Origin of the sequence: Streptomyces carminius (genome assembly GCF_002794255.1) — a bacterium.
GTDB classification, from domain to species: Bacteria; Actinomycetota; Actinomycetes; order Streptomycetales; family Streptomycetaceae; genus Streptomyces; species Streptomyces carminius.
Genome location: NZ_PGGW01000038.1, coordinates 129,969 through 142,373 on the forward strand (window position 1 = coordinate 129,969; position 12,405 = coordinate 142,373).

Here is a 12,405-nt window from a genome sequence, read left to right on the forward strand (position 1 = left end):
GCCGCGATCATCGGATGCCATGAGTCCCGGCACCCCGCACACCCCCGGCACCCCGCACCGCGACCCGCTGCCGCTGCGCGGCCGTACCGCCCTGGTGACCGGGGCGAGCCGCCGGGCCGGAATCGGCTGGGCGATCGCCCGCCGGCTCGTCGCGTACGGCGCCGGTGTCTACCTCCACCACCACGTCCCCCACGACGCCGCCAAGCCCTGGGGCGCCGACCCGGGCGGCCCCGGGGCGCTCGCCGCCGGACTGCGGCCGCTCGCGGCCGACGGCGCGGCCGTCGCCCACGGCCCCGCCGACCTCACCGCCCCCGGCGCTCCGGCGCGGTTGGTCGAGGCGGCCGCCGAGGCCCTCGGCGGGCGACTCGACATCCTGGTCGCCAACCACGCCCTCAGCGGCGAGGACGGCCCGCTGGACGAGATCGACGCGGACATGCTGGACGCCCACTGGGCGGTCAACACCCGCTCCACGGTGCTGCTGGTCCAGGCGTACGCCCGGCGCCGGCAGGCGGCGCGGGAGGGCGGCCGGGTGGTCATGATGACCTCGGGCCAGGACCGGGGCGGCGGTATGCCGGGCGAACTGGCCTACGCCCTGAGCAAGGGGGCGCTGGCCTCCGTCACCCGCTCCCTGGCCACCGCCCTCGCCCCTCGTGGCGTCACCGTGAACACGGTCAACCCCGGTCCGGTGGACACCGGCTACCTCACCGGCGAGGAGCACGCGGCCGTCGCGGCCATGTTCCCCGGCGGACGGTGGGGACAGCCGGACGACCCCGCGCGGCTGGTGGCCTGGCTCGTCACCGACGAGGCGGCCTGGATCACCGGACAGGTCATCGACTCCGAGGGCGGGTTCACCCGCTGACGGCCCGTCCGTTCGCCGGGACGCGTCCGGTCCCGGCGGACGGACGGATGTATTTACGAGACCGGCTTGAGGTGCACCGGCAGCTCCCGGTGCCCGTTGGCGATGAACGACGGCTGGGGGACCAGCTCCTCGGGGGCGACGGCCAGCCGCATCTCGGGGAAGCGGTCGAACAGGGCCGGCAGCGCTATGGCGGCCTCCAGCCGGGCCAGCGGCGCGCCCAGGCAGTAGTGCACGCCGTGGCCGAAGGCCAGGTGCTCCCGCTCGGTCCGGGTGAGGTCGAAGGTGTCGGCGCTCTCCCCGTACAGCGCCGGATCACGGCCGGCGGCACCGAAGCCGAGGATGATGGCGTCGCCCTTGCGGATCGTCACGCCGTCCAGGTCGATGTCCTCCACCGCGTACCGCAGCGGCATGTGCATGATCGGAGCATGGGCGCGCAGGGTCTCCTCGATCACGTCGTCCCAGCCGGCCTGGCCGGACCGGACCAGGGCGAGCTGTTCGGGGAGCGCGAGCAGGGAGCGTACGGCCTCGGCGATGAGGTTGACGGCGGTCTCGCTGCCGGCCCCGATCATCAGGACGAGCGTGCTGATCAGCTGGTGCTCGTCGAGCCGGAAGTCGCCGTCGCGGGCGGCGATGAGCTCACTGGTCATGTCCTCGCCCGGCCGGGCGCGCTTGATGTCGGCCAGCGCCCGCATGCAGGCCCACATCTCGGCGTAGTCGGCGCGGGCCTGTTCGGGGGAGGCCTCGGTGTTCAGCACGGCGTCCATGACCCGGCGGGTCCAGGGGCGCATGTCGGCCGGGACGCCGAACAGCTCGCATATCACCTCGTTGGGGATGACGTAGGCGAACCGGGCGCGCAGGTCCACCGGTTCGCCCGGATCGGCGCTCTCCAGTCCGGTGATCAGGTCGTCGACGATCTCCTGGACGCGGGGGCGCAGCGCCTCGGTGCGGCGGGGGGTGAAGGACGGGGCGATCAGGTTGCGCAGGCGGCGGTGCTCGGCGCCGTAGCTGGTGAAAGCGCTCTCCACCCGCACCCACACGTTGAGGGCCCAGTCCTGGGGTATTCGCTCCAGCTCCGGCCAGTGGCGCCGGGCGTCCCGGGAGACCCGGCGGTCCCCGGCCAGCCGCTTGATGTACTCGTGAGCGGTCACCGACCACGCAACCACGCCACCGGGGAGCTCCACCGGCGTCGCCGGCCCCCGGGAACGGAGTCCGGCCGCCTCTCCGGGACGGTCACGGCCGGTGGGATCGAGGACGGGGACGTCGAGTGGTTCCATGACTGGCCTCCGGAGGTCTGTTCGGACGCGGCGGATGTCTGGACGGGCGTGCTCGCGGGCCCGGGTTCGGGCACGGACTCGGGTACGGGTTCGGATGCGGAGAGTGCCGGGAAGATCACAGGCAGCGCGGCAAGGCTACGGTGAAAGGGTCCCGGCCGCCAGACCAGATCCCCTGCCGGCACGGCCAGTTCCATGTCGGGCAGTACGTCGAGCAGCGTCTCGATCGCCACATCGGCGATGATTTCCGACAGCCCCTGGGCGGGGCACACGTGCGGCCCCCCGCCGAAGGCCAGATGGGCGTGGTTGGAGCGGCGGTCGCCGGCCGTGCCCCGGACGGCGTGGGAGTTGACCGCCTCGTGGCTGATGAGCACCGGGACTCCCGGGGGGATCAGCAGCCCCGCGCCGGAGTCGTCGCGCAGGTCGTACTCGTTCGTCGCGTAGTGGAAGCAGAAGTTCGCCATCGGCGACCGCTTCCACAGGACCTCGTTGAGCGCGTCGGAGACGGTGAGGCTGCCGCCGGAGAGATCACCGGCGAACCGGTCGTCGGTCAGCAGCAGCATGATCGCGCTGGATATCCAGGCGGACTGCGGCACGGTGCCCGCACCGATGAGGACCACCAGCTGGTGGAGCATCTCCTCGTCCGACAGCCGCAGCGGATGGTGCAGCAGCCAGGAGGTCAGGTCGGCGCCGGGGGAACGGCGCTTGTCGGCGATCAGCCCGGCCAGGCAGCGGGCCAGGTCCTCGCTGCCCCGTTGGGCGGTGGCGGGTTCGGCGGCGATCATCTGCGCGCAGGCCCGGGCCATGCGCTCCGTCTGCTCGTCGGAGCAGCCGAACAGCTGGGTGAACACCAGCGGCGGGATGCGGTGGGAGTACTGGCTCACCAGCTCCGCCCTGCCCATCGGGCCGAACTCGCCGATCAGCCGGCCCGCCCCGCGCCGCACGTAGGAGCGCACCCGGTAGGAGTCGACCCGGGCCAGCGCGTCGTCGACGGTCTTGCGCAGCCGCAGATGCCGGTCGCCGTCGGCGAACAGCAGGCTGGGCCGGAAACCCATCATGGGGACGACCTCGTTGTCCATGGGGATCCGCCCCTCCATCAGGGCGGTCCAGCGGCGGGCGTCCTTGCTGAACTGCGAGCTGCGCAGCACCTCCAGGGCCGCGGCGTAGTCGGTGACCACGACGGCGGGCACACCGGGGGCGAGTTCCACCCAGTGGGCCGGGCCCTGGGGGCGGAGCCTGGCGTAGAGGGCGTCCGGGTCGGCGGCGAAGCCGGGCCCGTACAGGGCGGGCAGGCCGCTGCCGGAGCCGGGAGTGCCGCCCGGGGCCGAGTGCGCCGGGCAGCCCGGCGGGGGAGCGGTGTCCGGGCCGGGGGACGGGGTTGTCACGGAAGGTGCTCCTGGTAGTAGGTGTGGACGTGTCCGACCAGGGCGATCAGCGCCCGTGCGGCCGAGGTGCGGTCCCGCGCGTCGCAGCTGACCAAGGGGGTCCCGGGTTTCAGGTCGAGTGCCTCGCGGAGTTCGTCGTCCGGGAAGTGCGGGGCGTCGGGGAAGGAGTTGAGGGCGACCGCGTACGGCAGGCCGTGCCGCTCGACCATCTCCATCGCGTCGAAGGAGGCGTCCAGTCGGCGGGTGTCGGCCAGTACCAGGGCGCCGTAGGCGCCGCGGACCAGCTGCTGCCACACCGGTGCCACCTGGTTGAAACGCCGCTGGCCGGGAGCGCCGAACAGGTACAGCACCAGGTCCGGGGAGAGGGTGAGCCGGCCGAAGTCCATCGCGACGGTGGTGGTCCGCTTGTCCTCGACGCCCCTCAGATCGTCCACCAGCGCGCCGGCCTGTGTCATGACCTCCTCGGTCCGCAGTGGCTCGATCTCGCTGACGGTGCCTATCAGGGTGGTCTTGCCGACCCCGAACGGTCCGACGATCAGCAGTTTCGCGGTGGTCTCGACAGTGTCGCGCACGTAGATCCCGCTGTCGGCGGACCTGTCAGAGGATGTTGTTGAGGCCATCCAGGACCTTCTCCAGGACGTCGAGATCGGTGGGCTGGGCCGCCGGCGGGGGCCTGCGCGCGACCACATGGCCGCTGTCGATCAGGTCCGCCAGCAGGATCGTGGTGACCGCCACGGGCAGCCGCACATGGCCGGCGACCTCCGCGACCGACAGATAGCCGCCCTGGCACACCCGGACCATCCGCTGCTGCTCCGGCTCCAGTTCCGCCACGGGGCGGTCGCCGGTGGCGGTGACCAGGGTGACCAGGTCCAGGGCGTGGGTGTTGCGGCTGGGCTCGTGGCGGCCGCCGGTGATGACGTAGGGGCGGACCAGGTCCATGCGTACGCGGCGGGGTGTCATGTCGGTCCGCCGGCGTCGTGGCGGGGCTCGCTGGTCATCTGCCCGCCGAGCTGGGCCACCAACTGGTGCATCCGGAAGCTGATCGCCTCCACGTCCGCCGTGCCGGAGGTCGCCGCGGTGAGGAAACTGCCGTCGCCCGCCCGGATGGTGAGGACGTATCCGTCGCGGAACTGCGTCAGGCTCTGCTCCCAGGAACCGGGGTCGGACCGGCACAGCCGCGCGCTGGCGCTGGAGGTGGCCTGCACTCCGGCCAGTGCCGCGGCCATCTGCTCCGCGGTGTCCCGGTCCAGCCCCGGAGTACACGCCCGGACCAGGCCGTCTCCCGACACCAGCAGGGCGTCGTAGACGTCCGGCTGGTCCATGAGCTGGGCCAGCATCCAGGCGAGTTTCTCGTTGTCGAAGATCATGGCTTGTTCTCCCCCTCGGGTTCTCCGGACGTCGGCGTGGTGCGCTGGGCGGCCCGTGCCGCACGGGCGAAGCCGCCCAGCGTGGCCGCGGACTGCCGCGGTGAGCGGCCGGTGGCGGTTTCCCCGTCGGAGGGGCCGGCCGGATCGGCCGGTGTGGAGGCCGGTGCCGCGGCGGACGCCTCCGACGTGTACCGCCGCCGCTTGGGCAGCCCGCCCGCGGTCTTCGCCCCCGCCGCCGTCGCCGGACCGGCGGCACCGGACGCGCCGCCCGGGGCGGGGCCGGCCGCGCCGGCCGCGCCGAACAGGGCCACCGGCTGGGTGGGCACGCTGTCGGTGAGCAGCGTGCTGGGCAGGAAGGTCACGGCCCGTACCCCGCTGTAGGGGGACTTGGTCACCGACACCTCGAATCCGTACCGGGCGCTGAGCAGTCCGATCACCGCGAAGCCGAACTTCGGCGGGTCGCCCAGCCGGGTGATGGTGACGGGCCCCTCGCCGGACAGCAGCCGGGTGGCCCGCTCCCGCTCGCCCGGCTGCAGGCCCACGCCCTTGTCGTCCACGACGACGGACAGGCCGTTGTGCGCGCGCTCGAACTGCACCAGCACCTGGGTGTCCGGATGCGAGTAGCGGGTGGCGTTCTCCAGCAGTTCGGCGAGGGCGAGCACCAGCCCCTCCACGGCCCGCCCGACGACGGCGCGTTCGCCCTCGTCGTGGAAGACCTTGACGCGCCGGAAGTCCAGGATGCGGCTGACCGCGCCCCGCACCACGTCGCTCAGCGGGGTGGCGTTGTGCTGCCGCCCCGGGTAGGAGCCGCAGACCACGGTGATCGCCTGGGCACGCCGCAGGATCTGGGCGGTGGCGTGGTCGACCACCTGCAGGTCCCCCAGCACCTGGGGCGAGTCGTGCCTGGCCAGCATGTCGGTGACGGCCATCTGCTGCTTGTTGGCCAGTGCCTGGAGCGTGCGGGCCACGGACAGCAGCGTCGTCTGGGTCATCTGGGCGGTACGCCCCTCGGCGTCGGTGAGGGCTCGTACGACCAGGGTCCGCAGCTCGTGGAGGTGGTGGGCGAACGGCGTTCCGGCCAGTTCGGCGTCCACCGGCGGGGAGGCCGGGACGGGCCGGCGGTCGCCGACGGACTGGACGGCCGCCGGCAGGCTCACCCCGGCCAGCCGGGCCAGTTCGGCGTCCCGGGCGCGGATGCCCGAGCGGGCGCCGGACAACTGCGTCCGCAGCTCACGGATACGTCGGGCCTGACGCACCGCCACTGGTGTGAGGGCCACACCCAGGCCCGAGCCGAGCAGGCTCGCCACGGTCGTTATATCGGTCATCGGCTTTCCTCGCGGACGCGTCGTTGCGGGAAGAAACGGTCAAGCCGGTGCGTGGAGGGCTGACCTGAGGATCACGGTTCGCGTGCCACGACAGCGTAGGGGGCCGAGGAAGGCGGGGGAGGGAAAACGGCCAGGTTGCCGCCACCTCGGTGACTGTCTGGTATGAGTCCGGCACGTTTCGGTATGTGCCTACGGATTATGCTGGTGTCCTGCTTGTGGGAAATTCGTTCTGTACGACCGCAACGTGCGGGAAACGTGGCGGCAACGCCGGGTGAACGCGGAGGCGGTGTGATGGGTTCCGAGGGCTTCCCGCGAACGTGTGATGGGGATCGTGCGGAGTACGCGGCCGGTGTTCTGGGAGCGACGACCGGAAGGAAGTCCGTCTCGTAGGGGCGCGCGAATCAGGCTGCGCGCCCCTACGAGGACCACACGCGGAGCCGGGCAGCCCCGGCCCGTTCAGAGCGCGGAGAGCTCCGCCACCAGGTCGTCCAGACCCAGCGATCCCAGCGACAGCGCCGCCATGTGCCACCGTTTGGCGTCGAAGGCGTCGCCGTGCGCGGCACGGGCCGCCGCGCGGCCCGCCAGCCAGGCGCGTTCGCCCAGCTTGTAGCCGATGGCCTGGCCGGGGAGGCCCAGATACCGGACCAGTTCGCTCGCCACGAAGTCGGCCGGACGTCCGGAGTGCGCACCGAAGAACTCCAGGGCCAGCTCCGGGGTCCACCGCTCCCCGGGGCGGAAGGGGGAGTGGCCCGGGATCTCCAGCCCCAGATGCATGCCGATGTCCACGACGACCCGCAGGGAGCGCATCATCTGCGCGTCCAGATAGCCCAGCCGCAGCTCGGGACTGTCCAGGAAGCCCAGCTCGTCCATGAGCCGTTCCGCGTACAGCGCCCAGCCCTCGGCGTTGGCGCTGACCATGCCGACCGTCGTCTGGTAGCGCGAGAGCCGGTCGGCGACGTACACCCACTGGGCGAGCTGGAGATGGTGGCCGGGCACCCCCTCGTGGTACCAGGTGGTGACCAGGTCGTAGACGGGGAAACGGGTCCGGCCCGCCGTCGGCAGCCAGGTGCGGCCCGGCCGGGAGAAGTCCAGTGACGGCGTGGTGTAGTAGGGCGCGGCGGCGCTGCCGGGCGGAGCGATCATGGCCTCGACGCGCCGGATCGGCCCGGCCAGCTCGAAGTGCGTGCCGTCCAGTCCGTCGATCGCCTCGTCCATCAGGTCCTGGAGCCATGCCCGGACTTCCGCCACCCCCTCGACCGCCCTGCCGTGGTCGTCGAGGTGGCGCAGCGCCTCCCAGGGAGTCGTGGCGCCGGGCAGCACCTTGTCGGCCTCGGCCCGCATCCGGGCGTGGACGCCGTGGTACTCCTCCCAGCCGTACGCGTACGCCTCCTCCAGGTCCAGGGCGGTGCCGTTCCAGTAGCGCGACCAGAGCCGGTACCGCTCGCGGCCCACGGTGTCCGGGGCGTCGGCGACGGCGGGGGCGTAGGTGCCGCGCAGCCAGTCGCGCAGGGCCGCCATGGCGCCGGCGGCCTCGGCGGCCCCCTTGTCCAGCTCGGCGCGCAGGGCGCCGGGCCCGCCGGAGACCAGACCGGCGAACCAGCTCTCCCCGCCGTCCGCGCCGGTCCACTCGCCCAGCTGTCCGATCACCGTGGCGACCTGCCGGGGACCGGCCGGGAGCCCGCCGCGCAGGCCCTCCGCCAGTGCGGCGCGATAGCCCTCCAGCGCCGCCGGGACGGCGCTCAGCCGCCGGGCGAGGGCCGCCCAGTCCTCCTCGCTCCCGAGGGGCATCATGGTGAAGACGTTGCGCACGGAGTGCAGCGGGGAGATGAGGTTGCCGACCGCGCGCAGTTCCTCGCCCGCGTCGTGCACGTCGAGTTCGGCGGTCAGCCGCTCCCGCAGCAGGCGTGCGCAGCGCCGTTCGGCCGCGCTGTCGCCACCGGGGCGCCGCTCGGCCTCCGCGAGCCGCTCCAGGGCGGTGCGGGCCAGGTGGGCCCTGGCCCGCAGGCCGGCCGGGGAGAGGTCGGGCAGCCGTTCCGCGCTCCCGGGAAGACCGAGGTGGGTGCCGAGGACGGGGTCGATTTCGACGAGGGCGTCGACGTACGCGTCGGCGACCTGGCGGGGCAGGGGCGCGTTCTTCGTGGCATCGGACATGGGCCACATCCTCGTACGGCACCGCCCGCCGCGTCACCGGTGGCCGGTCCGCGGCGACGCGCACCGGTCACCGCGGACCGCCGCGGCTCACCGCGGCGGGGCCGGGGGCAGCAACGGACCGCACGTCCACTGCTGGAAGACCAGACGCGTCTCGACCCGGGCCACCTCCCGGCGCGAGGTGAACTCGTCCAGCACCAGCCGCTGGAGATCTGCGGTCCCGGCCACCGCCACATGGACCAGGTAGTCGTCGGGGCCGGTCAGATGGAACAGTGCCCGGGCCTCCGGCAGAGCCCTGATCCGCTCCACGAACGGACCGACCAGTTCCCTGCGGTGGGGCCGCACCTGGACCGACAGCAGGGCTTCGAGGGGCCTTCCGAGTCTGGCCGGATCCAGTCGCAGGGCGTGGCCGAGGATCACTCCGCCGCGGCGCAGCCGCGCCACCCGGTCCAGGCAGGTCGACGGGGCCACGCCGACGGCGGCGGCGAGATCGCGGTACGTGGTCCGGGCGTCGTTCTGCAGCAGCCGCAGGATCTCCAGGTCCACCGGATCGAGTACGACGGATTCCGGCATTCGCCGAACATAACACGGCCTTCCGTCGTCGAATCCCGGGCGATGCCCAGGATTCCCGTATGACTCAGCTGGAAGGCATGGACGTCTCGTCCGCGACCCCACACCGTTCGCCGGACACCGAGGCCGTGCACGCCGGGCGCGAGGACCTCGCAGCCCTGGGCCTGCACGCCGCTCCCCTGGACCTGTCCACCACCTACCCGTCCCACGACAGCCGCGCGGAGGCCGCCCGGCTGGACGAGTTCGCCGCCACCGGCGCCCTGCCGCCGGGCCCGCCGGTGTACGCCCGGCTGGACAACCCCACCGTGGCGCGCTTCGAGCGGGCGCTGGCCCGGCTGGAGGGCACCGGGGCGGCCGTCGCCTTCGCCAGCGGCATGGCGGCCCTGACCGCCGTGGTGCTGGCCCGTGCCGCCCGGGGACTGCGGCATGTCGTGGCGGTGCGCCCGCTGTACGGATGCAGCGACCACCTGCTCGGCGGCGGGCTGCTGGGCACCGAGGTGACCTGGACGGACCCGGCCGGGATCGCCGCCGCCCTCCGCCCCGACACCGGTCTGGTGGTGGTGGAGACCCCGGCCAACCCCACTCTGGCCGAAATCGATCTGAGGGCCGTGGCGGAATCCTGCGGCCCGGCGCCGCTGCTGGCCGACAACACCTTCGCCACCCCGGTGCTGCAGCGTCCCGCCGAGCACGGCGCGCGGTTCGTGCTGCACAGCGCCACCAAGTACCTGGGCGGCCACGGCGACGTCCTCGGCGGCGTCGTCGCCTGCGACGAGGAGACGGCCCGGGAACTGCGGAAGGTGCGCTTCGCCACCGGCGGCGTACTGCACCCGCTGGCGGGCTATCTGCTCCTGCGCGGCCTGGCCACCCTGCCGGTGCGGATGCGGGCGCAGTCCGCCACGGCCGCCGAACTGGCCCGGCGGCTGGCGGACGACCCCCGGGTCGCCCGCGTCCACTACCCCCGGATCGGCGGTGCGATGGTCTCCTTCGAGGTGCACGGGGATCCGCACGAGGTGATCGCGGGGGTGCGGCTGATCACCCCGGCGGTCAGCCTCGGCAGCGTGGACACCCTCATCCAGCACCCCGGATCCATCAGCCACCGGGTCGTCGGCCCGGCCGACCGCCGGGCCGGCGGCATCGGTGAGAAGCTGCTGCGCATGTCGGTCGGCCTGGAGGACGCCGAGGACCTGTGGCACGACCTCGACACCGCGCTCGGCGCCCGCCGCGGCACGGGGGAACGCGCCTCGGCGGGCGCCGGTGAGGCGGACAGCGCCGGGAGCGGCGCCGGTGAGGCGACCGGCGACGGGGAACTCAGTGCCCGCTCGTCGGCTCCGCGGCGGCGGGAACCGGAGCGAGCCGGGCGGTGATCACCAGGGTGCCCTCCTCGACCTGGTAGTCCAGCGGCAGTCCCAGCCCGCGCATCGCCGAGACCATCCCGGTGTTGGCCGCCTTCGTCACGGCGTAGACGCTCTCGCCGCGCGCCTCGGCGGCCATCGCCACCAGGCGGTGCAGCAGTTCGGTGCCGATGCCGCGGCGCTGCCAGACGTCCTCGACGAGGAGGGCCACCTCGGTCTCGTCGCCGTCCCACAGCAGATGGCCGAGCGCCACCAGCTTGCCCGAGGCCGTCTCGGCGGCCAGGGTGCGGCCGAAACGCGGGCTGAGCAGATGGTCCAGGTAGCGGTCGGCGTCCCGTACCGGACCGTGGTAGCGGGAGGACAGCGTCCGTTCGGAGCACCGCCGGTGCAGCGCGCGGGCGGCCTCCAGATCGCGGCTGTCCGCCCGCCGCACGGTGATCTCGTTCCCCTCCGGGAGCGTGAGCCGTTCGCGGCGGCGCGGCGTCCTCGTTCCCGCGCCCTCGGTGGCGGGGACCGTGTCCAGCCGGGCGTCCAGCTCGACCAGGGCGCGTGCCCTGGCGAACTCGGTGGGGGTGAAGGGCAGGCAGGGTCGTTCCACGACGATCGTCCCGCCGTGCGGGTCGGGCAGCTTCATCACCGTCTCCTCCAGTACGCCCCCGGCCGGGACCGGCTCCCCGGGCGGCCGTGCGGCGCCGGACCGCGCGGGCACCGAGCGGATCGTGCAGCGGCCGAGCAACTGCCGCAGGGCGAGCGGGAGCTCCGCGGTGTCCAGTGCGGTACGGGCGGCCAGGCCCAGCACATGGGTGGCGATGTCCACCAGTTCGTGGGCGTCGGCCCGCTCCAGCCAGGTGTCCCGGCCGCCCGCCGCGGCGGCCGCCCGGCGCAGTTCCTCCGGGCCGAGTTCCCGGGGCGCGCGCAGCAGGAACTCGTCCACCGTCACCTCGCCCAGCGGATGGGTCTGCAGGCTGATGACGTCCACCCGGTGCCCGGCCAGCGAGGCGCACAGCGCGGCCAGCGAGCCGGGCTTCTCCCGCACGGTGGTGCGCAGCCGCCACAGCACCGGTGCCTCCGCTCCGGGGGACACGGGTGCGGTGGGCCCGGCGGCCGCCGGGCCGGGCTCGGGGGAACCGATCTTCTTCACACCCTTTCCACGTTCCGCGCCGTCCGCGCGTTCACCGGGTTCGGGCGGCGGATGGTGGGGATGGCGCCTGGCCCACCACAGGTGCAGGCCCGCGGCGCCCAGCAGCGCGGCGGCCGACAGGGCCAGCAGGACGGGACCGTCCGGCCCGTGCGCCACCGTCTTCGCGGCGCTGTCGGCCACGGCCACGGCCGTGAACAGGGCCGCCAGCTCCACCAGGTCCCGCCGCCAGTGGTGGGAACGGGCGCCGGGGGCGAGGGCACGGCGGAGGGCACGGCGGGAGGCGCGGCGCTCGGGGGAGCGGTCCGGCCGATGCGTGGACGATGCAGTCATGCCGTCACTCTCGCCGACCGGTGTTGCGCGCTCACGAACGGTCTGTGACCTGCGGGTTAAGGACATTCCGCAAGGAAAGGGAGGCTATCGCCCCTTCCGGGCGAGCCGCCGCAGCGTCACCCCGCACCACCGGGCGTACAGCCGCTGGAGCGGCGGGACCAGCGGGCCGGCGGCCCGCGTCCACCACACCCCGGGGCGGCTGAACGCCCGCACCTCCAGCCACACCGTCCCGTCGTCCGCCCGCTCCACGACGAACGCCTCCTCGCCGCTCTGCGGGTGTCCCGCCAGCGTCCCGTACCCGAAGCCGGCCCGCCGCCCGCCGTGCTCGGACCACACCACCCGGCACGGGGCGCGCAGCCGCAGCCGCCCCACGCCCAGACCCACCACCACGCGTACCCCGGGGTCGGCGCGCGGCCCGTCCGCGGCGATCTCCACCCCCATGGCCCGGTGCATCCGCCAGGACAGCACCGCCTCGGCGGCGGCCTCGAAGACCGCCGTCCCGGAGCCGAGCCGGGTGCGCACCCGCAGCCGCCCGAAGCCGGGCGGGAAGCGTCCCTCCCGGGTCGCTCCCGCACCGGTGTACGTCAGGGCGGGACCACCGCCGCCGTCCCGGCGGCCGTTCCCGCCGCCGTCGTGCTCGCTCATGGCGCCAGCGTA

At 73.8% G+C, this 12,405-nt stretch carries 12 protein-coding genes; 2 read left to right on the forward strand and 10 right to left on the reverse strand.

The genetic code is table 11. The annotated features are described in order from the left end of the window. Positions 1 to 19: 19 nt before the first annotated feature. Entirely contained in the window at positions 20 to 859 is an 840-nt protein-coding gene (locus CUT44_RS09500; protein WP_100200208.1) for an SDR family oxidoreductase, read from the forward strand. Between the two features lie 53 nt (positions 860 to 912). On the opposite strand, the gene CUT44_RS09505 is transcribed toward CUT44_RS09500, so the two are convergent. The 8 genes from CUT44_RS09505 to CUT44_RS09540 all read right to left on the reverse strand — a co-directional run bounded on the left by CUT44_RS09505 (position 913) and on the right by CUT44_RS09540 (position 8,928). Beyond that, positions 913 to 2,007 carry a cytochrome P450 family protein gene (locus CUT44_RS09505; protein ID WP_233221080.1) on the reverse strand — a complete coding sequence of 365 codons (1,095 nt, stop codon included), beginning with the start codon at positions 2,005 to 2,007 and terminating at the stop codon, positions 913 to 915. Next, positions 2,004 to 3,515 carry a cytochrome P450 gene (locus tag CUT44_RS33930; protein WP_233221081.1) on the reverse strand — a complete coding sequence of 504 codons (1,512 nt, stop codon included), beginning with the start codon at positions 3,513 to 3,515 and terminating at the stop codon, positions 2,004 to 2,006. Before CUT44_RS33930 ends, CUT44_RS09505 begins: the two co-directional genes overlap by 4 nt. Next, the gene (locus CUT44_RS09515; protein WP_100200210.1) at positions 3,512 to 4,135 is read right to left on the reverse strand and encodes a GTP-binding protein; all 624 of its coding nucleotides are present in this window, start codon (positions 4,133 to 4,135) and stop codon (positions 3,512 to 3,514) included. The genes CUT44_RS33930 and CUT44_RS09515 overlap by 4 nt, the downstream gene beginning before the upstream one ends. Beyond that, positions 4,113 to 4,475 (reverse strand): DUF742 domain-containing protein, encoded by a 363-nt coding sequence (locus CUT44_RS09520; protein WP_100200211.1) that lies wholly within the window; start codon positions 4,473 to 4,475, stop codon positions 4,113 to 4,115. Before CUT44_RS09520 ends, CUT44_RS09515 begins: the two co-directional genes overlap by 23 nt. Further along, positions 4,472 to 4,882, reverse strand: coding sequence for a roadblock/LC7 domain-containing protein (locus tag CUT44_RS09525; RefSeq protein ID WP_100200212.1), 411 nt, complete (start codon positions 4,880 to 4,882; stop codon positions 4,472 to 4,474). Before CUT44_RS09525 ends, CUT44_RS09520 begins: the two co-directional genes overlap by 4 nt. Next, positions 4,879 to 6,207, reverse strand: a complete 1,329-nt coding sequence (locus CUT44_RS09530) for an ATP-binding protein (RefSeq protein WP_146252153.1) — start codon at positions 6,205 to 6,207, stop codon at positions 4,879 to 4,881. The genes CUT44_RS09525 and CUT44_RS09530 overlap by 4 nt, the downstream gene beginning before the upstream one ends. Before the next feature lie 456 nt (positions 6,208 to 6,663). After that, the gene (locus CUT44_RS09535) at positions 6,664 to 8,358 is read right to left on the reverse strand and encodes a DUF885 domain-containing protein (RefSeq protein WP_100200214.1); all 1,695 of its coding nucleotides are present in this window, start codon (positions 8,356 to 8,358) and stop codon (positions 6,664 to 6,666) included. Positions 8,359 to 8,445: 87 nt separating this feature from the next. Beyond that, on the reverse strand, positions 8,446 to 8,928 hold the full coding sequence (locus CUT44_RS09540; RefSeq protein ID WP_100200215.1) for an Lrp/AsnC family transcriptional regulator: 483 nt from the start codon (positions 8,926 to 8,928) through the stop codon (positions 8,446 to 8,448). A gap of 59 nt (positions 8,929 to 8,987) precedes the next feature. On the opposite strand from CUT44_RS09540, the gene CUT44_RS09545 reads away from it, so the two are divergent. Then, positions 8,988 to 10,289 (forward strand): trans-sulfuration enzyme family protein, encoded by a 1,302-nt coding sequence (locus CUT44_RS09545; RefSeq protein WP_100200216.1) that lies wholly within the window; start codon positions 8,988 to 8,990, stop codon positions 10,287 to 10,289. Here the strand turns inward: CUT44_RS09545 and CUT44_RS09550 are convergent. Then, positions 10,234 to 11,748: a GNAT family N-acetyltransferase gene (locus CUT44_RS09550; RefSeq protein WP_107488040.1), complete on the reverse strand. Its 1,515-nt coding sequence runs from the start codon at positions 11,746 to 11,748 to the stop codon at positions 10,234 to 10,236. The genes CUT44_RS09545 and CUT44_RS09550 overlap by 56 nt on opposite strands. An 84-nt stretch (positions 11,749 to 11,832) precedes the next feature. Next, on the reverse strand, positions 11,833 to 12,393 hold the full coding sequence (locus tag CUT44_RS09555; RefSeq protein WP_100200217.1) for a DUF1990 family protein: 561 nt from the start codon (positions 12,391 to 12,393) through the stop codon (positions 11,833 to 11,835). Positions 12,394 to 12,405: the final 12 nt, after the last annotated feature.